At 57.2% G+C, this 18,437-nt stretch carries 18 protein-coding genes; 10 read left to right on the top strand and 8 right to left on the bottom strand.

Going from position 1 to position 18,437, the window contains the following annotated elements; translation table 11 throughout:
• The first annotated feature begins 164 nt into the window (after nucleotides 1-164).
• From AC236I_RS00780 to trmL, 5 genes are all read left to right on the top strand, one after another.
• A complete protein-coding gene (locus AC236I_RS00780) occupies nucleotides 165-527 on the top strand; it encodes a YibL family ribosome-associated protein (RefSeq protein ID WP_004868892.1) in 363 nt (120 codons plus the stop codon).
• A 747-nt stretch (nucleotides 528-1,274) separates the two neighbouring features.
• Nucleotides 1,275-2,930: an L-lactate permease gene (gene lldP / locus AC236I_RS00775; protein WP_004868894.1), complete on the top strand. Its 1,656-nt coding sequence runs from the start codon at nucleotides 1,275-1,277 to the stop codon at nucleotides 2,928-2,930.
• A complete protein-coding gene (gene lldR / locus AC236I_RS00770; RefSeq protein ID WP_004868896.1) occupies nucleotides 2,927-3,700 on the top strand; it encodes a transcriptional regulator LldR in 774 nt (257 codons plus the stop codon). Before lldP ends, lldR begins: the two co-directional genes overlap by 4 nt.
• Nucleotides 3,700-4,884, top strand: a complete 1,185-nt coding sequence (gene lldD / locus AC236I_RS00765) for an FMN-dependent L-lactate dehydrogenase LldD (protein WP_004868899.1) — start codon at nucleotides 3,700-3,702, stop codon at nucleotides 4,882-4,884. Before lldR ends, lldD begins: the two co-directional genes overlap by 1 nt.
• 93 nt (nucleotides 4,885-4,977) lie before the next feature.
• Nucleotides 4,978-5,451 (top strand): tRNA (uridine(34)/cytosine(34)/5-carboxymethylaminomethyluridine(34)-2'-O)-methyltransferase TrmL, encoded by a 474-nt coding sequence (trmL, locus tag AC236I_RS00760; protein ID WP_004868901.1) that lies wholly within the window; start codon nucleotides 4,978-4,980, stop codon nucleotides 5,449-5,451.
• A gap of 177 nt (nucleotides 5,452-5,628) precedes the next feature.
• Here the strand turns inward: trmL and cysE are convergent, their stop codons facing one another.
• The 5 genes from cysE to AC236I_RS00735 all read right to left on the bottom strand — a co-directional run bounded on the left by cysE (nucleotide 5,629) and on the right by AC236I_RS00735 (nucleotide 8,865).
• Nucleotides 5,629-6,450, bottom strand: a complete 822-nt coding sequence (gene cysE, locus AC236I_RS00755) for a serine O-acetyltransferase (protein ID WP_004106845.1) — start codon at nucleotides 6,448-6,450, stop codon at nucleotides 5,629-5,631.
• 80 nt (nucleotides 6,451-6,530) lie between these two features.
• Nucleotides 6,531-7,547, bottom strand: coding sequence for an NAD(P)H-dependent glycerol-3-phosphate dehydrogenase (gene gpsA / locus AC236I_RS00750; protein WP_004868903.1), 1,017 nt, complete (start codon nucleotides 7,545-7,547; stop codon nucleotides 6,531-6,533).
• Complete coding sequence (secB, locus tag AC236I_RS00745) at nucleotides 7,547-8,014, bottom strand: protein-export chaperone SecB (RefSeq protein ID WP_004868904.1); 468 nt, start codon at nucleotides 8,012-8,014, stop codon at nucleotides 7,547-7,549. Before secB ends, gpsA begins: the two co-directional genes overlap by 1 nt.
• Nucleotides 8,015-8,072: 58 nt before the next feature.
• A complete protein-coding gene (grxC, locus tag AC236I_RS00740) occupies nucleotides 8,073-8,324 on the bottom strand; it encodes a glutaredoxin 3 (RefSeq protein ID WP_004868906.1) in 252 nt (83 codons plus the stop codon).
• Nucleotides 8,325-8,433: 109 nt separating this feature from the next.
• The gene (locus AC236I_RS00735) at nucleotides 8,434-8,865 is read right to left on the bottom strand and encodes a rhodanese-like domain-containing protein (protein ID WP_004868909.1); all 432 of its coding nucleotides are present in this window, start codon (nucleotides 8,863-8,865) and stop codon (nucleotides 8,434-8,436) included.
• Nucleotides 8,866-9,110: 245 nt separating this feature from the next.
• On the opposite strand from AC236I_RS00735, the gene gpmM reads away from it, so the two are divergent.
• Genes gpmM through AC236I_RS00720 form a run of 3 tightly spaced genes read left to right on the top strand, consistent with a single transcriptional unit; the run spans nucleotide 9,111 to nucleotide 12,890 of the window.
• A complete protein-coding gene (gene gpmM, locus AC236I_RS00730; protein WP_032718389.1) occupies nucleotides 9,111-10,655 on the top strand; it encodes a 2,3-bisphosphoglycerate-independent phosphoglycerate mutase in 1,545 nt (514 codons plus the stop codon).
• A gap of 9 nt (nucleotides 10,656-10,664) precedes the next feature.
• Complete coding sequence (gene envC, locus AC236I_RS00725) at nucleotides 10,665-11,936, top strand: murein hydrolase activator EnvC (RefSeq protein WP_015585524.1); 1,272 nt, start codon at nucleotides 10,665-10,667, stop codon at nucleotides 11,934-11,936.
• A 3-nt stretch (nucleotides 11,937-11,939) separates the two neighbouring features.
• Complete coding sequence (locus AC236I_RS00720; protein WP_032725003.1) at nucleotides 11,940-12,890, top strand: divergent polysaccharide deacetylase family protein; 951 nt, start codon at nucleotides 11,940-11,942, stop codon at nucleotides 12,888-12,890.
• Here the strand turns inward: AC236I_RS00720 and AC236I_RS00715 are convergent.
• The 3 genes from AC236I_RS00715 to kbl all read right to left on the bottom strand — a co-directional run bounded on the left by AC236I_RS00715 (nucleotide 12,887) and on the right by kbl (nucleotide 16,106).
• Nucleotides 12,887-13,684 carry a glycosyltransferase family 2 protein gene (locus tag AC236I_RS00715; protein ID WP_004868916.1) on the bottom strand — a complete coding sequence of 266 codons (798 nt, stop codon included), beginning with the start codon at nucleotides 13,682-13,684 and terminating at the stop codon, nucleotides 12,887-12,889. The genes AC236I_RS00720 and AC236I_RS00715 overlap by 4 nt on opposite strands.
• 193 nt (nucleotides 13,685-13,877) lie before the next feature.
• Nucleotides 13,878-14,903 carry an L-threonine 3-dehydrogenase gene (gene tdh, locus AC236I_RS00710; protein ID WP_004868917.1) on the bottom strand — a complete coding sequence of 342 codons (1,026 nt, stop codon included), beginning with the start codon at nucleotides 14,901-14,903 and terminating at the stop codon, nucleotides 13,878-13,880.
• A 9-nt stretch (nucleotides 14,904-14,912) separates the two neighbouring features.
• Nucleotides 14,913-16,106 carry a glycine C-acetyltransferase gene (kbl, locus tag AC236I_RS00705; protein WP_004868920.1) on the bottom strand — a complete coding sequence of 398 codons (1,194 nt, stop codon included), beginning with the start codon at nucleotides 16,104-16,106 and terminating at the stop codon, nucleotides 14,913-14,915.
• 212 nt (nucleotides 16,107-16,318) lie between these two features.
• On the opposite strand from kbl, the gene rfaD reads away from it, so the two are divergent.
• Nucleotides 16,319-17,299, top strand: coding sequence for an ADP-glyceromanno-heptose 6-epimerase (rfaD, locus tag AC236I_RS00700; protein ID WP_004868921.1), 981 nt, complete (start codon nucleotides 16,319-16,321; stop codon nucleotides 17,297-17,299).
• Between the two features lie 79 nt (nucleotides 17,300-17,378).
• The gene (gene rfaF / locus AC236I_RS00695) at nucleotides 17,379-18,437 is read left to right on the top strand and encodes an ADP-heptose--LPS heptosyltransferase RfaF (protein ID WP_004868923.1); all 1,059 of its coding nucleotides are present in this window, start codon (nucleotides 17,379-17,381) and stop codon (nucleotides 18,435-18,437) included.

Raw genomic sequence — 18,437 nt, 5'->3', positions numbered from 1 at the left:
CCACTCTTAGTCATAATATTATTAACATTCATATAATTAGAAATCATTACCTCTGAGACTTCCGCGGAAAAAACGCCGGATTGTGGATAAATGACTACCCACAACAGAAGTCACAGCACATACTATATGTTGTCGAAATCCCTTTATTAATAGATCAAGTCATCATGAAAGAAGTCGAAAAGAATGAAATCAAGCGTTTGAGCGACCGCCTCGACGCCATCCGCCACCAGCAGGCAGACCTGTCTCTGGTGGAAGCTGCGGACAAATACGCCGAGCTGGAAAAAGAAAAAACGACCCTCGAAGCCGAAATTATTCGCCTGCGCGAAGTTCAGGGCCAGAAACTGAGCAAAGAAGCGCAGAAGCTGATGAGCCTGCCGCATCGCCGCGCGATTACGAAAAAAGAGCAGGCCGATATGGGCAAGCTGAAGAAAAGCGTTCGCGGACTGGTGATTGTTCATCCGATGACCGCCCTCGGTCGCGAGATGAACCTCAAAGAAATGACCGGCTTCGCTAAAACCGAGTTCTAATCTTTTAGTCCCGAGGCCTCCCCGGTGGCGCTGCGCTGACCGGGGCTACGGAAACACATTCGCTGCCAGTCGCTGGCCGGACAGGCGTATCAGGCGCCGTGTCCGGGAATCCCCCTCCCTCCCGTGTAGTGCTACGCTCACCGGGGCTACGGAAACACATTCGCTGCCAGTCGCTGGCCGGACAGGCGTATCAGGCGCCGTGTCCGGGAATCCCCCTCCCTCCCGTGTAGTGCTACGCTAACCGGGGCTACGGGAATACATTCGCTGCCAGTCGCTGGCCGGACAGGCGTATCAGGCGCCGTGTCCGGGAATCCCCCTCCCTCCCGTGTAGTGCTACGCTAACCGGGGCTACGGGAATACATTCGCTGCCAGCCGCTGGCCGGACAGGCGTATCAGGCGCCATGTCCGGGAATCCCCCCTCCCTCCCGTGTAGTGCTACGCTCACCGGGGCTACGGAAACACATTCGCTGCCAGTCGCTGGCCGGACAGGCGCTGATTCACCTGTCATTCACATCCATGATCTTTCTCCCTGTCCTATTGGCCCTACCAATTATTTCTTAAACCACTCAACGGTTCACATATCCATCATTTTTAGTCACAGATATATTGCCTGCCAATAACATTTGGTTAACCATTCGTTGTCGTTAACCCTACAACTCAATTTTGGCTGGGCCAGTTTTACAAAAGATGTGATCTGCAAGGAGCGCAGACTCAGCACCACATCTTTGCGGCCCGATGGAGACCTGCATGAACCTCTGGCAACAAAATTACGATCCGGCCGGTAATATCTGGCTCTCAAGTCTTATCGCCTCGTTACCGATTCTGTTTTTCTTTTTTGCCCTGATAAAGCTCAAGCTCAAAGGGTACCTGGCGGCGACATGGACCGTAGCCATTGCGCTGTCGGTCGCGCTGCTGTTCTATAAGATGCCCGTTGACCGCGCGCTGACTTCCGTGGTCTACGGCTTCTTTTACGGCCTGTGGCCCATCGCATGGATTATTATCGCCGCGGTTTTCGTCTATAAAATTTCGGTCAAGACCGGACAGTTCGACATTATTCGCTCGTCGATTCTCTCGATTACCCCTGACCAGCGCCTGCAGATGCTGATTGTCGGCTTCTCCTTCGGGGCTTTCCTCGAAGGTGCGGCCGGCTTTGGCGCTCCGGTGGCGATTACCGCCGCGCTGCTGGTCGGCCTGGGCTTTAACCCGCTGTATGCGGCGGGGCTGTGTCTGATTGTCAACACCGCGCCGGTGGCCTTTGGTGCGATGGGCATTCCGATTCTGGTCGCCGGCCAGGTCACCGGTATCGACAGCTTTGCCATCGGCCAGATGGTCGGTCGTCAACTGCCGTTCCTGACCATCATCGTCCTGTTCTGGATTATGGCGATTATGGACGGCTGGCGCGGTATCAAAGAGACCTGGCCGGCGGTCATGGTCGCCGGTGGCTCGTTCGCCATCGCGCAGTACCTCAGCTCTAACTTCCTTGGCCCGGAACTGCCGGACATCATCTCCTCTCTGGTGTCGCTGGTTTGCCTGACCCTGTTCCTCAAACGCTGGCAGCCGGTCCGTATCTTCCGCTTCGGCGATATGGGCGCCGCCCAGGTCGATCAAACGCTGGCGCGCACCCATTACAGCGCCGGGCAGGTCGTCCGCGCCTGGTCGCCGTTCCTGTTCCTGACCGCCACCGTGACTTTGTGGAGCATCCCGCCGTTTAAGGCCCTGTTTGCTCCCGGCGGGGCGATGTATGACTTCGTCATCAATATCTCCGTGCCATTCCTCGATAAAATGGTGGCCCGCATGCCGCCGGTTGTCAGCGCAGCCACCCCTTACGCTGCGGTGTATAAGTTCGACTGGCTGTCTGCCACCGGCACCGCCATCCTGTTTGCGGCTATACTTTCCATCGTCTGGCTGCGTATGAAGCCAAAAGATGCGCTGGTCACCTTTGGCAGCACGTTAAAAGAACTGGCTCTGCCGATTTACTCCATCGGCATGGTGCTGGCGTTCGCCTTTATCTCAAACTATTCCGGGCTATCGTCGACGCTGGCCCTCGCGCTGGCGCACACCGGCCACGCGTTTACCTTCTTCTCGCCGTTCCTCGGCTGGCTGGGGGTGTTCCTGACCGGTTCAGACACTTCGTCTAACGCGCTGTTCGCCGCGCTGCAGGCAACCGCGGCACAGCAGATCGGCGTCTCCGATATTCTGCTGGTCGCGGCCAACACCACCGGCGGCGTCACCGGCAAAATGATTTCGCCGCAGTCCATTGCCATCGCCTGTGCGGCGGTAGGCCTGGTGGGGAAAGAGTCGGACCTGTTCCGCTTTACCGTAAAACACAGCCTGATCTTTACCTGCATGGTTGGCGTTATTACCACGCTACAGGCCTATGTCTTAACCTGGATGATCCCATGATAGTGATGCCCCGGCGCCTTGCAGACGATGTAGCCCGTCGTGTGCGGGCGCTGATTGAAGAACAGAAGCTGGAGGCGGGCATGCGACTGCCCGCCGAGCGCCAGCTGGCCGCCCTGCTTGGCGTATCGCGCAACTCGCTGCGCGAAGCGCTGGCGATGCTGGTGAACGAAGGCCTGCTGGTCAGCCGCCGCGGCGGCGGGACTTTCGTGCGCTGGCAGCACGAAGCGTGGTCGGAACAGAATATCGTTCAGCCGCTAAAAACGCTGCTTGCCGACGATCCCGATTACAGCTTTGATATTCTGGAAGCCCGCCACGCCATCGAAGCCAGCACGGCCTGGCATGCGGCGATGCGCGCCACCGACGCCGAAAAAGAGCGCATTCGCCTGTGCTTTGAAGCGACCCAGAGCGAAGACCCGGACCTGGCCTCGCAGGCTGATGTTCGCTTTCATCTGGCGATTGCCGAAGCCTCGCATAATGTGGTGCTGCTACAAACCATGCGCGGCTTTTTCGATCTCCTGCAATCCTCGGTCAAACAGAGCCGCCAGCGGATGTACCTTGTCCCGCCGGTATTCGCCCGTCTGACTGAGCAGCACCAGGCCGTGATGGAAGCCATTTTCGCCGGTGACGCCGAAGGCGCGCGTCAGGCGATGATGGCGCATTTAGGCTTTGTCCACGCCACGATTAAACACTTTGATGAAGACCAGGCCCGCCAGGCGCGAATTACCCGCCTGCCCGGTGACCACAATGAAAATGCCAGGGAGAACCCGTGATGATTATTTCAGCCGCCAGCGACTATCGCGCAGCCGCACAGCGAATCCTGCCACCGTTCCTGTTCCACTATATCGACGGCGGCGCCTATGCCGAGCACACGCTGCGCCGCAACGTTGAAGACCTGTCTGATGTGGCGCTCCGCCAGCGGGTGCTGAAGAATATGTCGGACCTGAGCCTGGAGACGACGCTGTTCAAAGAAAAGCTCTCCATGCCGGTGGCGCTGGCACCGGTCGGGCTATGCGGGATGTACGCTCGCCGCGGTGAAGTACAGGCGGCAGGCGCCGCGGATGATAAAGGCATTCCGTTTACCCTCTCCACCGTTTCCGTGTGCCCGATTGAAGAGGTCGCTCCGACCATCAAGCGCCCGATGTGGTTCCAGCTGTATGTCCTGCGCGATCGCGGCTTTATGCGCAATGCGCTGGAGCGCGCCAAGGCTGCGGGCTGTTCAACTCTGGTCTTCACCGTTGATATGCCGACGCCGGGCGCCCGCTATCGCGATGCCCATTCCGGCATGAGCGGCCCGAATGCGGCGATGCGCCGCTACTGGCAGGCGATGACCCACCCGCAGTGGGCATGGGACGTTGGCTTAAACGGCCGCCCGCATGACCTCGGCAATATTTCCGCCTATCTGGGTAAGCCGACCGGACTTGAGGACTACATTGGCTGGCTGGCCAACAACTTCGATCCGTCCATTTCCTGGAAAGACCTTGAGTGGATCCGCGAATTCTGGGACGGCCCGATGGTGATCAAGGGGATCCTCGATCCGCAGGATGCGCGGGATGCGGTGCGCTTCGGCGCCGACGGGATCGTGGTCTCCAACCACGGCGGCCGCCAGCTTGACGGCGTTCTCTCCTCAGCCCGTGCGCTGCCGGCCATCGCCGATGCGGTAAAAGGCGATATCACCATCCTCGCCGACAGTGGTATTCGTAACGGTCTCGATGTGGTGCGCATGATCGCGTTGGGCGCCGATAGCGTGCTGCTGGGCCGCGCCTATCTGTACGCGCTGGCTACCCACGGTAAGCAGGGCGTAGCCAACCTGCTGAATCTGATCGAGAAAGAGATGAAGGTGGCGATGACCCTGACCGGAACCAAAACCATTGGTGAAATCAGCCGCGACTCTCTGGTTCAGAACGCCGACGCGCTGCAAACCTTCAATGCGATTAAGCAGGGTAACGCTGCGTAATCCCCCCGCCCGGCGCTCACCCACAGGGATGAGGGCCGGGCAAATATCTGCTATTCTGCCCGCGCGATTAAGAGCCTAATGAGACAGGGCAGCATGCTGAACATTGTACTATTCGAACCTGAGATCCCGCCAAATACCGGGAACATCATCCGCCTGTGCGCCAACACCGGCTTCAATCTGCATATTATTGAGCCGATGGGTTTCACCTGGGACGATAAACGCCTGCGTCGCGCCGGGCTGGATTACCATGAATTTACCGCCGTTCAGCGCCATCGTGATTATGCTGCCTTCGTGGAAAGCGCCAGGCCGCAGCGCCTGTTCGCCCTGACCACGAAAGGCACACCGGCTCACAGCGCGGTCAGCTATCAGGATGGCGATTTTTTGATGTTTGGCCCGGAAACGCGCGGCCTGCCGGCCAGCATTCTTGATGCCCTGCCGGCACAGCAGAAAATCCGTATTCCGATGATGCCGGACAGCCGCAGTATGAACCTGTCAAATGCGGTGTCGGTGGTGGTGTACGAGGCCTGGCGCCAGCTGGGGTATCCGGGCGCGCTATTGCGCAGTTAGCCTGAGTCATTCCCGGATTGCGGCGCGCTGCGCCTTATCCGGGCGACCCGATGTCACGGGTCCGTAGCCCGGCTAAGCGCCAGCCGGGGGAAAGCAGTAGGGCAGCGGATTCCGCGATAGCGGCGCAGGCGTCCGATCCTCGCTACGCAGGCAGCGCGTTATCGGGATAGCCCGCTTCTAGATACCATCGCCGTACTCAAAGGTATGGTGAATACCATTAAAGTGCTGATCCATATCCATCGCCGGCTTGTCGCTCTCTGGTTTACCGACGATACGCGCCGGTACGCCGGCAGCGGTGGTGTGCGGCGGTACGGGCTGTAGCACCACGGAACCGGCGCCAATTTTCGCCCCCCGACCCACTTCGATATTGCCGAGGATCTTCGCGCCGGCGCCAATCATCACGCCTTCACGGATTTTCGGGTGACGATCGCCGCTGGTTTTACCGGTACCGCCGAGGGTCACGGACTGCAGAATCGACACGTCGTCCTCAATCACCGCCGTTTCGCCAACCACAATACCGGTAGCGTGATCGAGCATAATCCCACGGCCAATTTTCGCCGCCGGATGGATATCCACCTGGAAAGAAACGGAAACCTGATTTTGCAGGAAAATCGCCAGCGCCCGGCGCCCCTGATTCCACAGCCAGTGGCCAATGCGATAGGCCTGCAGCGCGTGGAAACCTTTCAGGTACAGCAGCGGCGTGGAGTACTTATCGACCGCCGGGTCGCGGGTGCGCACGGCCTGAATATCGCAGGCGGCGGAGGCGATCATCTCCGGATCGGCGGCATAGGCCTCTTCCACCACCTCACGAATGGCGATGGCGGGCATAATCGGCGACGCCAGCTTATTCGCCAGCATATAGCTCAGGGCGCTGCCCAGATTTTCGTGCTTGAGGAGCGTTGCGTGGTAAAAACTGGCGAGCATAGGCTCACAGTCGGCCAGAGCCCGGGCTTCGGCTTTAATATTGTTCCAGACGATATCCAGTTCTTCACACGGCATTGCTGACTCCAGGCGATAGCAGAATGACCGGCCAGTTCTACGCTGACCGGGTCATCGAGGTGACAAAGGTTCCTTTAAGCTTAATTGCTGCGCTCGTCCTTGCGTGCGCGGCCTAATAAAGTCAATGCTGCCTCGCGCGCAATTTTTCCGCAATACAATACCTGATAAATTTCCTCGGTTATTGGCATTTCGACACCTAAACGCTGTGCCAGAACGCGAACTTCCTTGGTATTGCGATAGCCTTCAACCACCTGTCCAATCTTATCCTGCGCGCTTTGCACATCCATACCCTGGCCGAGCATCATGCCAAAACGGCGGTTACGCGATTGGTTATCGGTACAGGTCAGCACCAGATCGCCCAGCCCCGCCATCCCCATAAAGGTTTCCGGATCGGCGCCCAGCGCGGTACCGAGACGCGACATTTCAACCAGACCACGGGTTATCAGGGCCGTACGCGCATTGGCGCCAAAGCCGATGCCGTCAGACATCCCGGCGCCAATGGCGATGACGTTTTTCACCGCCCCGCCAAGCTGCACGCCGATAAAATCAGGGTTGATATAGACGCGGAAGCTTTTACCGCAGTGCAGCAAGCGCTGCAGGTCGTCGGCAAATTGCGGCTCCGTGGATGCCAGCGAAATGGCCGTCGGCAGCCCTGCCGCCAGCTCTTTGGCGAAGGTCGGGCCGGAAATAACCGCCAGCGGGATCGTGTCGCCCAGCGCTTCGCGCGCGACATCCTGCAGCAGGCGACCGGTTTCAGCCTCAAGGCCTTTCGTCGCCCAGACCAGGCGCGCATCCGGACGCATCAGCGGTTTAATCTGTCGCAGAACCTCACCAAAGACGTGGCTTGGCACCACAACCAGAATGTCGCGGCTGGCAGCCAGCGCGGCAGACAGATCGCTTTCAAGATGCAGCGTGTCAGGGAAAGGGACGTCAGGAAGGAAAGCGGCATTGCAGCGGTCATGTTGCAGCGTCGCGATATGTTTCGGGTCATGGCCCCAGAGCACAACATCGTGGCCATTTCTTGCCAGCGTGATGGCAAGAGCGGTGCCGTATGAGCCGGCACCGATCACAGTCATTGCAGCATTAAGTGCGTTCATCAGGCATCCTGATGTTGTTCGGCACCTTCGCCAGCTTGCTGCTGCAGATAGTTCATGAACAGCGCATCGAAGTTCACTGGCGCAAGGTTCAGTTGCGGGAAGGTACCGCGAGACACCAGGCTGGTAATGCACTCACGAGCATACGGGAACAGAATGTTCGGGCAGTATGCGCCGAGGCAATGCGCCATCTGGTTGCCGTCAATGCCGTCGATAGAGAAGATGCCGCCCTGCTGTACTTCACACAGGAACGCGGTTTCTTCGCCCAGCGCAGCGGTTACGGTTACGCGCAGCACCACTTCGTAGACGCCTTCAGCCAGCTGGCTGGAAGCGGTGTCCAGATCAAGTTTAACTTCCGGCTGCCAGTCTTTCTGGAAAACTTGCGGCGCATTTGGCGCTTCAAAGGAAATATCCTTGGTATAGATACGCTGGATCTGGAAAGTCATTTCGGTGCTGTTTTGTTCTGACATAGTAAAACCCTTTCGTGTTGTCCTTAAATACGCCTACCCGGCCTGGGTGGACGCAAAATTAGCGCAGCAGGGGATCAAGTCCACCACGTGAATCAAGCGCATACAAGTCGTCACAGCCGCCAATGTGCTGCTCATCAATAAAAATCTGCGGAACCGTCGTGCGACCGCTGCGTTGAATCATCTCTTCACGCTTCGCGGCATTGCCATCAATCGGCAGTTCATTGAACGTTACGCCTTTGCTGTTCAGCAGTGCTTTCGCACGGATACAGAACGGACAGGTCGCTTTGGTGTAGATATCAATATTGGCCATGACTTCACTCCTGTTTTTACCCGCAGGATGTTACGCCGCAGACAAGGCTGCCCCCAACGGATCGCCGCAGCGGGGGAAACCTGACTACGTCATAAAGACGTGGGTAAATTTATTTGCCGCGTACCAGCGGAAGGTTTTCGCCGCTCCAGCCAGCGATGCCTTCTTTCAGTACAAAGACCTTTTCGAATCCGGCTTTATTCAGCGCGCTGGCAGGCTCTTGCGCCTGCATACCGGAACCGTCTACCACTATAATGGGTTGTGCTTTGTGTTTTTCCAACTCACCAACGTTATTTGCCTTGATTTCGGTCGGCAGCAGGTTGATGGAGCCCGCGATATGGCCTTTACGGAAGTCGTCACGCTGACGCAGGTCGACAACCACGGCATCTTCTTTGTTGATCAGACGCGTCGCTTCACCACGGGTAATGACTTTAACTTTCGACATCAGCCCCTTAAAGGTGGTGAACAGCACCGCCACCAGCAGCGCGATCCACGCGATGCTCAGGACGGGGTGACGGCCGACGAATTGCATAATTTCTTGCATGGGGGGTTACAACTCCCGACTAAGTGATAAAAAAACCAGGGAAGGAGTATACCTGTGCATTGCGGCAAATACAGCCAGTGAGCGCGATGTAATGTATTTTCTGCGGCCCGTCACGAAAAAATCCCCTTCCGACGACTTTCGTGCGGGCCCGACGCTCTCTTTCTTTGATCTTTTACGGTGCTTTGAACGATTCAGCTGTAGTAAAATTACGCAAATTTTCTGTCTTTGAGCATGAGGTTGTCGCAATGTCGAATTCTAAAAAGCCGATGGTACTGGTCATTCTGGATGGCTATGGCTATCGTGAAGACCAGCAGGATAACGCGATTTATAGCGCGAAAACGCCAGTCATGGACGCATTGTGGGCGAAACGTCCCCATACGCTGATTGATGCTTCTGGCCTGGAGGTTGGTCTGCCGGATCGCCAGATGGGCAACTCTGAAGTGGGTCACGTTAACCTCGGCGCCGGTCGTATCGTTTACCAGGATCTGACCCGTCTTGATGTCGAAATCAAAGAACGCACGTTCTTTGCAAACCCGGTGCTGACCGCCGCGGTCGACAAAGCCGTTGCTGCGGGTAAAGCCGTGCACATTATGGGCCTGATGTCCCCTGGCGGCGTTCACAGCCACGAAGACCACATTATGGCGATGGTAGAGCTGGCCGCCGAGCGCGGAGCAGAAAAAATCTACCTGCACGCTTTCCTCGATGGCCGCGACACGCCGCCGCGCAGCGCTGAAAACTCACTGGCGAAATTTGAAGAAAAATTTGCCGCTCTCGGTAAAGGCCGCGTGGCTTCCATTATTGGCCGCTACTACGCCATGGACCGCGACAATCGCTGGGACCGCGTTGAGCAGGCATATGATCTGATGACCCTGGCGAAGGGCGAGTTCCAGGCCGACACCGCCGTTGCCGGTCTGCAGGCCGCTTACGCTCGCGATGAAAACGATGAATTCGTGAAGGCGACCGTGATCCGTGCCGAAGGCCAGGCCGATGCCGCGATGGAAGACGGCGACGCGCTGATTTTCATGAACTTCCGTGCTGACCGCGCCCGTGAAATCACCCGCGCCTTCGTCAACGCCGATTTCGACGGTTTCGCCCGTAAGAAAGAGGTCAAACTCGACTTCGTGATGCTGACCGAATATGCCGCCGACATTAAAGTCGCCTGCGCATACCCGCCGGCGTCCCTGGCCAATACCTTCGGCGAGTGGATGGCAAAGAACGACAAGACTCAGCTGCGCATCTCCGAAACCGAGAAATACGCGCACGTGACCTTCTTCTTTAACGGCGGCGTTGAAGAGCCGTTCAAAGGCGAAGATCGTATTCTGATTAACTCGCCGAAAGTCGCAACCTACGACCTGCAGCCGGAAATGAGCTCCGCCGAGCTGACCGAAAAACTGGTTGCTGCTATCAAGGGCGGTCAGTACGACACCATCATCTGTAACTATCCGAACGGCGATATGGTCGGTCATACCGGCGTCATGGAAGCGGCAATTAAAGCCGTTGAAACGCTGGACAACTGCATCGATCAGGTTGCCAAAGCGGTAGAATCCGTCGGCGGCCAGCTGCTGATTACCGCCGATCACGGTAACGCTGAACAGATGCGCGATCCGGCAACCGGCCAGGCCCACACGGCCCATACCAACCTGCCGGTACCGCTGATCTACGTTGGCGATAAAGCCGTGAAAGTCGCCGAAGGTGGCAAGCTTTCCGATATCGCGCCAACCATGTTGTCGCTGATGGGAATGGAAATCCCGCAAGAGATGACTGGCAAGCCGCTGTTCATCGTGGAATAATCCTTCCCCATGAGGGGAAAGGCGACTTATTCAAATACATGGATCGCAACGGCTGTTCGATCCGTCCTTTACGCCAGCGCACTCAGCGCTGGCGTATTGCTGTGCGCCGCACCTGCTCAGGCGGATGACCGCGACCAGCTCAAATCTATTCAGGCCGATATCGCCGCAAAGCAGCGGGCGATCAAGCAACAGCAACAGCAACGCGCCTCCCTGCTTGCCCAGCTCAAAGCACAGGAAGAGGCCATCTCTGCCGCCGCCCGCAAACTGCGTGAAACCCAGGATACCCTGAACCAGCTGAATAAGCAGATTGACGAAATGAACGCTTCAATCGCAAAGCTGGAACGTCAGCGCGCCACTCAGGAGCGTAACCTGTCGGCGCAGCTTGATGCCGCGTTCCGTCAGGGGCCGCATACCGGGATGCAAATGATCCTCAGCGGTGAAGAGGGTCAGCGTAACCAGCGCATGCAGGTTTACTACGGTTATCTTAACCAGGCCCGCCAGGAGACCATCGCCCAGCTGAAACAGACGCGTGAAGAGGTCGCCGCGCAAAAGGCGGAGCTGGAAGAAAAGCAGAGCCAACAGCAGACGCTGGTTTACGAGCAGCGCGCACAGCAGGCAAAACTGGAACAGGCGCGGAACGAACGTAAGAAAACCCTTTCAGGCCTTGAATCGTCTATTCAGCAAGGTCAGCAGCAGCTGGGCGAAATGCGGGCCAACGAATCGCGCCTGCGCGGTCGGATCGCGCAAGCAGAAGCCGCAGCGAAGGCCCGCGCAGAGCGAGAAGCTCGCGAGGCTCAGGCCGTGCGCGATCGTCAGCAGGATGCATCCCGTAAAGGTACCACCTACAAACCGACCGAAAGCGAGCGTTCGCTGATGTCCCGCACCGGCGGTCTGGGCTCTCCGCGCGGTCAGGCCTACTGGCCGGTTCGCGGAACGTTGCTTCATCGTTATGGCGAACAGCTGCAAGGTGAACTACGTTGGAAAGGGATGGTTATCGCTGCGTCTGAAGGTACCGAGGTCAAGGCAATTGCCGATGGCCGGGTGATTCTCGCCGACTGGCTACAGGGCTACGGCCTGGTTGTGGTCGTTGAACACGGTAAAGGCGATATGAGCCTTTACGGCTATAACCAAAGCGCGCTGGTCAGCGTCGGCACTCAGGTCCGGGCGGGCCAGCCGATTGCTCTCGTAGGCAGCAGCGGCGGTCAGGGCCGTCCGTCGCTCTATTTCGAAATTCGTCGCCAGGGTCAGGCGGTCAATCCACAGCCGTGGTTGGGAAGATAAGTTTTGCTTCAATTTCGCAGAATTGCATTCGCGGTAGCCGGTACGCTGGCTATGGCATCGCCGGCATTTGCCGGTAAACTCTCCATTGTTATTGACGACTTTGGCTATCGTCCACAGACTGAAAATCAGGTACTGGCGCTGCCAGCGACCATCTCCGTCGCCGTCTTACCCAACGCGCCACACGCCCGTGAAATGGCGACTAAAGCGCACAATCTCGGCCACGAGGTGCTTATTCACCTGCCGATGGCGCCGCTCAGCAAGCAACCGCTGGAAAAAGATACGCTGCGCCCGGATATGAGCAGCGACGAGATCGAGCGCATCATCCGCGACGCCTATGGCAAAGTGCCGTACGCCGTGGGCCTGAACAATCATATGGGCAGCGCGATGACCTCCAGCCTGTTCGGAATGCAAAAGGTGATGCAGGCGCTGGAGCGCTACAATCTCTATTTCCTCGACAGCGTTACTATCGGCAACACCCAGGCCATGCGCGCGGCGCAGGGTACCGGGGTGAAGGTGATCAAGCGTAAGGTGTTCCTCGATGACACGCAGAATGAGGCCGATATTCGCGTGCAGTTCAACCGTGCCATCGCGCTGGCGCGCCGCAACGGTTCCGCCATTGCTATTGGTCATCCGCACCCCACCACGGTGCGCGTCCTGCAGCAAATGGTCTATAACCTGCCGCCGGATATCACCCTGGTGCGTCCGAGCAACCTGCTGAACGAGCCGCAGGTCGATACCTCAAGGCCCGACAGCGGGCTACCGCCGTCGAAAACGACGCCGCCAACATCGCCGCGTAACCCGTTCCGCGGCGTGAAGTTCTGTAAACCGAAGCATCCGCCGGAGCAGGTATACGCCAGCCGCTTCTTCAGCATCCTGAGCGAAAGTATCCGCCAGAGCCCTCTGGTGCAGTACTACCAGCTGAAATGGCAGGGCTGGGACAACCCAACGAACTAAGCGGATCGGGAATCTGTTCGTTTTTCAGCGGCAGATTCCCGTTTATCTTCAAAGGCATACCAGGCTTTAAAATACTTCATAAAACTGTACAGGGTTGCATATAGCCCGGTCACGGCCCCCACCTTCCCATTCCGCCATGCCCCGCTAAACAGATACCACTTAAAAAAGGCGCCAATCGCGCTGATGATCCCGCGGCCCAGAGAGGGCCTGATCTTCTGATGTTTCACCAGCCGGGTGGTATAACTATTGAGCTTACTAAAGACTTCGTGCAGCGAATAAAAGGTATCGTGACGCACCCGACCCGGGAGTTTGAGGGATCGGGCGTGACCAACCACCTGATCGTCAACCGCGCGGTTGTTAAAGGCCGCCGTAGTACGATTGAATAAGCGAACCGGATAATCCGGCGATGAGACGGGATAAATAGTCCTGACGGGTTCGCCAAGCACATACCAGTAGCGCGGCAGGCGCCAGGCACAGGCGGGGTCGAGATCCTCGCCGGCTTTAAGCCTCAGAATCTCAGCGACAACCTCATTATCGAGAATTTCATCGCTATCCATGCACAGCACCCAGTCATGGCTGGCCAGCGTCGTCGCGTAGTTCATCTGCGCCCCGTGAGCGGTATAGGGGTGATGATGTACCGTCAGCCCAAACTGGCGACAGATATCCAGCGTCGCATCGGTGCTGCCTGAATCCACAACAATGCACTCATCCGCCACCTTCAGGAGCGGAGGTAAAACCTGGCCTAGCAGGCGGGCAGAATTACAGGTCAGTAAGCATACAGAGAGTTTAAGCATGGTGTTTATAAAATTAAACGGTAGTTAAACGAACTGTATAAACGAATAGGCCAAAAATCGATTTAGAAAAAGTGCGTTCACGATGAAGGATCTGTGAAATGTTATCCAAATCTAAATAAAAAAAAGCGCCCGCAGGCGCTCAGCGTATCTCAGCATAAAACCCGGCCGCAGCCGGGCTGCCGTTTTATCAGATTTAATCCCAGCTCAGCACCACTTTTCCGGACTGGCCGGAGCGCATCGCATCAAAGCCCTGCTGGAACTCATCGATGCCAAAACGGTGGGTAATGATCGGTGACAAATCCAGCCCGGACTGGATCAGTGCGGCCATCTTGTACCAGGTCTCGAACATTTCCCGGCCATAAATCCCTTTGATAAACAGCCCCTTGAAAATAACTTTTGTCCAGTCGATGGACATATCCGACGGCGGAATACCGAGCATCGCAATACGACCGCCGTGGTTCATGGTATCCAGCATGGTGCGGAATGCCGGCGGCGCGCCGGACATTTCCAGGCCCACGTCGAACCCTTCGGTCATCCCCAGTTCGGCCATCACATCGGTCAGGCTCTCTTGCGCAACATTCACAGCACGCGTCACGCCCATTTTACGCGCCAGACCCAGTCGATATTCGTTCACGTCAGTAATAACCACATTACGTGCGCCGACGTGTTTCGCGACCGCAGCCGCCATGATCCCAATCGGGCCTGCGCCGGATACCAGTACATCTTCGCCAACCAGATCGAACGAGAGCGCCGTGTGGACCGCGTTGCCAAACGGGTCAAAAATCGACGCCAGATCGTCAGAAATATTGTCCGGGATTTTGAAGGCATTGAAAGCCGGAATGACCAGATATTCCGCGAAACAGCCCGGACGGTTCACGCCTACGCCGATCGTGTTACGACACAGATGTGTACGGCCAGCACGGCAGTTGCGGCAGTGGCCGCAGGTAATATGCCCTTCGCCGGAAACGCGATCGCCAATCTTAAAGCCGCGTACTTCCTGGCCGATACCCACGACTTCACCCACGTACTCATGCCCTACTACCATCGGCACCGGGATGGTTTTTTGCGACCACTCATCCCAGTTATAAATGTGTACGTCGGTACCGCAAATCGCGGTCTTGCGGATTTTGATCAGCAGATCGTTATGGCCGACTTCCGGTTCCGGTACGTCGGTCATCCAGATGCCTTCTTCCGCTTTCAGTTTGGATAACGCTTTCATCTCACGCCCTCAGGCAATCACGCCCAGTTGTTTACCGATGCGGGTAAAGGCTTCTACCGCACGTTCAATTTGTTCAGGGGTATGCGCCGCAGACATCTGGGTGCGAATACGCGCCTGGCCTTTTGGTACCACCGGATAGAAGAACCCGGTGACGTAAATCCCTTCTTTTTGCAGCTCGCGCGCAAAGTTTTGCGCAATCACGGCTTCGCCCAGCATAACCGGGATAATCGCGTGGTCGGCACCGGCCAACGTAAAGCCCGCGGCGGTCATTTTTTCGCGGAACAGGCGCGCGTTGGACCACAGGCGATCGCGCAGTTCAGCACCGGACTCCACCATCTCCAGCACTTTGATAGAGGCAGCAACAATCGCCGGGGCCAGCGAGTTGGAGAACAGATACGGACGCGAACGCTGACGCAGCCATTCAACGACCTCTTTACGTGCAGCGGTATAGCCGCCGGATGCGCCGCCCAGCGCTTTACCTAATGTCCCGGTGATGATATCGACACGGCCCATCACATCGCAGTATTCATGAGAGCCGCGGCCGTTTTCACCGACAAAGCCGACGGCGTGGGAATCGTCGACCATCACCAGCGCATCGAACTGATCCGCCAGATCGCAGACGCCTTTCAGGTTGGCGATCACGCCGTCCATGGAGAATACGCCGTCGGTGGCGATCAGCACGTGGCGTGCGCCGGCTTCACGGGCCTCTTTCAGACGTGCTTCCAGCTCCTGCATATCGTTGTTGGCATAACGGTAGCGTTTTGCTTTGCACAAACGCACGCCATCAATGATGGAAGCGTGGTTCAGGGCATCAGAAATAATGGCATCTTCCGGGCCCAACAAGGTTTCAAACAGGCCGCCGTTGGCATCGAAACAGGAGGAGTAGAGAATCGCATCTTCCATGCCGAGGAACTCAGCCAGCTTCTTCTCAAGCGCTTTGTGGCTATCCTGCGTACCGCAAATAAAGCGCACGGAAGCCATACCAAAACCGTGGCTGTCCATCCCCGCTTTCGCGGCGGCAATCAGCTCCGGATGGTTAGCCAGACCCAGATAGTTATTGGCGCAGAAGTTAATCACGTTGCTGCCGCCGACGGTAATATCCGCCTGCTGCGCCGACGTAATAATGCGTTCTTCTTTAAATAACCCTTCCGCGCGAGCGGTCTCGAGGCTATTGGTCAACTGTTCGTAAAAATCACCACGCATTGCAACTCTCCAGATTTGGCAAAATTTGGCACATATTACCCAAAGCTATACGCTGATACGAGATGATGCATGCCTGGATGAATTATTTGCAGCATAAATCACGCTCGCCAACCGCTTTTCGGCGAATGGCTGAAGCCTGCTCCATGTGGTGATATGATATGAGTATTCATGTCCGGATTGTCTCTGGACTCCATACTTCAAAGGTTACAGTTATGATCATCGTTACCGGCGGCGCAGGGTTTATCGGCAGCAACATCGTTAAGGCCCTGAATGACAAAGGCATTACCGACATTTTGGTCGTAGATAATCTGAAAGACGGCACCAAGTTTGCTAACCTGGTAGACCTGGATATCGCTGATTACATGGATAAAGAAGACTTCCTGATTCAGGTGATGGCCGGGGAAGAGTTCGGCGAAATTGAAGCCATATTCCACGAAGGCGCCTGCTCCTCCACCACGGAGTGGGACGGCAAGTACATGATGGATAACAACTATCAGTACTCCAAAGAGGTGCTGCATTACTGCCTGGAGCGTCAGATTCCGTTCCTGTACGCCTCGTCGGCGGCAACCTACGGCGGCCGCACCAGCGACTTTATCGAATCCCGTGAATATGAGCAGCCGCTGAACGTTTATGGCTACTCCAAATTCCTGTTCGACGAATACGTCCGCCAGATCCTGCCGGAAGCCGACTCGCAGATCGTTGGCTTCCGCTATTTCAACGTCTACGGGCCGCGCGAAGGGCACAAAGGCAGCATGGCGAGCGTGGCTTTCCACCTCAACACCCAGTTGAATAACGGCGAAAGCCCGAAACTGTTCGAAGGCAGCGATGGCTTCAAACGCGATTTCGTCTACGTAGGCGACGTGGCCGCGGTAAACCTGTGGTTCTGGGAAAACGGCGTATCCGGCATTTTCAACCTCGGCACAGGCCGTGCGGAATCTTTCCAGGCGGTAGCCGATGCCACGCTGGCATACCATAAGAAAGGCAGCATCGAATACATCCCGTTCCCGGAAAAGCTGAAAGGCCGCTACCAGGCATTTACCCAGGCGGATCTGACCAACCTGCGCGCTGCGGGCTACGACAAGCCGTTCAAGACCGTTGCCGAAGGCGTAACGGAATATATGGCCTGGCTCAATCGCGAAACTGACGCCGGTTCACAAAATCATTCAAGCGATAGCAAGGCGGCAACGAAGTAAATCTCCGGGGGCTTACTAAAGTCAGTGACCGGGCTGAACGCAGGCAGCCAACGCAGAGATGGCTTGAAGGATGAAGTGAATGAAAATATTGGTGGTTGGCCCGTCATGGGTGGGCGACATGATGATGTCGCAAAGTCTCTATCGCACGCTCAGAGCGCGCTATCCCCAGGCAATCATCGACGTGATGGCACCCGCATGGTGCCGTCCGTTGCTGTCACGAATGCCGGAAGTCAACGAAGCCATCCCGATGCCGCTCGGCCATGGCGCGCTGGCGATAGGCGAGCGCCGTAAGCTCGGACACAGTCTGCGCGAACGACGCTACGACCGCGCCTACGTGCTGCCGAACTCATTTAAATCGGCGCTGGTTCCCTTCTTCGCCAACATCCCGCACCGCACCGGCTGGCGCGGTGAGATGCGCTACGGTCTGCTGAACGACGCGCGGGTGCTGGATAAAGACGCCTGGCCGCTGATGGTTGAACGCTATGTCGCGCTGGCCTATGACAAAGGGGTCATGCTCAGCGCCAAAGACCTGCCGCAGCCGCTGCTGTGGCCGCAGCTGCAGGTTTTTGACGGGGAAAAATCGCAGGTCTGCAACGCATTCAACATCTCTGCCGACCGTCCGATCATCGGCTTCTGCCCCGGAGCGGAGTTTGGCCCGGCAAAACGCTGGCCGCACTACCACTACGCCGAGCTGGCAAAGCAGCTTATCGACGAGGGGTATCAGGTGGTTCTGTTCGGTTCGGCCAAAGACCATGACGCCGGCAACGATATCCTTGCCGCGCTGAATACCCGGCAGCAGGCATGGTGTCGCAATCTGGCCGGAGAAACCCAGCTTGAACAGGCGGTCGTCCTGATTGCCGCCTGTACGGCCGTCGTCAGTAACGATTCCGGTCTGATGCATGTTGCCGCGGCATTGAACCGCCCGCTGGTGGCGCTGTATGGCCCAAGCAGCCCCGACTTCACCCCGCCGCTGTCCCACAAAGCGCGGGTGATTCGCCTGATTAGCGGCTACCACAAAGTCCGTAAGGGCGATGCCGCGGAAGGTTATCATCAGAGCCTGATCGATATTACGCCACAGCGCGTACAGGAAGAGCTAAACGCGCTCCTGCAGGAAAAAACCGATAAAGAGGAAGCGTAG

The sequence above is a fragment of the Klebsiella sp. Sb-30 genome (assembly GCF_057652795.1).
The sequence above is the reverse complement of the archived record's forward strand: the minus strand, read 5'-3'. Positions and strand labels throughout refer to the sequence as shown.

What these genes read in the sequence shown, in the direction of transcription:
- kbl (WP_004868920.1), bottom strand. Translation starts at nt 16,106, where the DNA reads ATGCGTGGTGATTTTTACGAACAGTTGACCAATAGCCTCGAGACCGCT.
- envC (WP_015585524.1), top strand. Translation starts at nt 10,665, where the DNA reads ATGAGGGGAAAGGCGACTTATTCAAATACATGGATCGCAACGGCTGTT.
- rfaF (WP_004868923.1), top strand. Translation starts at nt 17,379, where the DNA reads ATGAAAATATTGGTGGTTGGCCCGTCATGGGTGGGCGACATGATGATG.
- lldP (WP_004868894.1), top strand. Translation starts at nt 1,275, where the DNA reads ATGAACCTCTGGCAACAAAATTACGATCCGGCCGGTAATATCTGGCTC.
- grxC (WP_004868906.1), bottom strand. Translation starts at nt 8,324, where the DNA reads ATGGCCAATATTGATATCTACACCAAAGCGACCTGTCCGTTCTGTATC.
- cysE (WP_004106845.1), bottom strand. Translation starts at nt 6,450, where the DNA reads ATGCCGTGTGAAGAACTGGATATCGTCTGGAACAATATTAAAGCCGAA.
- gpsA (WP_004868903.1), bottom strand. Translation starts at nt 7,547, where the DNA reads ATGAACGCACTTAATGCTGCAATGACTGTGATCGGTGCCGGCTCATAC.
- secB (WP_004868904.1), bottom strand. Translation starts at nt 8,014, where the DNA reads ATGTCAGAACAAAACAGCACCGAAATGACTTTCCAGATCCAGCGTATC.
- rfaD (WP_004868921.1), top strand. Translation starts at nt 16,319, where the DNA reads ATGATCATCGTTACCGGCGGCGCAGGGTTTATCGGCAGCAACATCGTT.
- lldD (WP_004868899.1), top strand. Translation starts at nt 3,700, where the DNA reads ATGATTATTTCAGCCGCCAGCGACTATCGCGCAGCCGCACAGCGAATC.
- gpmM (WP_032718389.1), top strand. Translation starts at nt 9,111, where the DNA reads ATGTCGAATTCTAAAAAGCCGATGGTACTGGTCATTCTGGATGGCTAT.
- trmL (WP_004868901.1), top strand. Translation starts at nt 4,978, where the DNA reads ATGCTGAACATTGTACTATTCGAACCTGAGATCCCGCCAAATACCGGG.
- AC236I_RS00735 (WP_004868909.1), bottom strand. Translation starts at nt 8,865, where the DNA reads ATGCAAGAAATTATGCAATTCGTCGGCCGTCACCCCGTCCTGAGCATC.
- AC236I_RS00715 (WP_004868916.1), bottom strand. Translation starts at nt 13,684, where the DNA reads ATGCTTAAACTCTCTGTATGCTTACTGACCTGTAATTCTGCCCGCCTG.
- lldR (WP_004868896.1), top strand. Translation starts at nt 2,927, where the DNA reads ATGATAGTGATGCCCCGGCGCCTTGCAGACGATGTAGCCCGTCGTGTG.
- tdh (WP_004868917.1), bottom strand. Translation starts at nt 14,903, where the DNA reads ATGAAAGCGTTATCCAAACTGAAAGCGGAAGAAGGCATCTGGATGACC.
- AC236I_RS00780 (WP_004868892.1), top strand. Translation starts at nt 165, where the DNA reads ATGAAAGAAGTCGAAAAGAATGAAATCAAGCGTTTGAGCGACCGCCTC.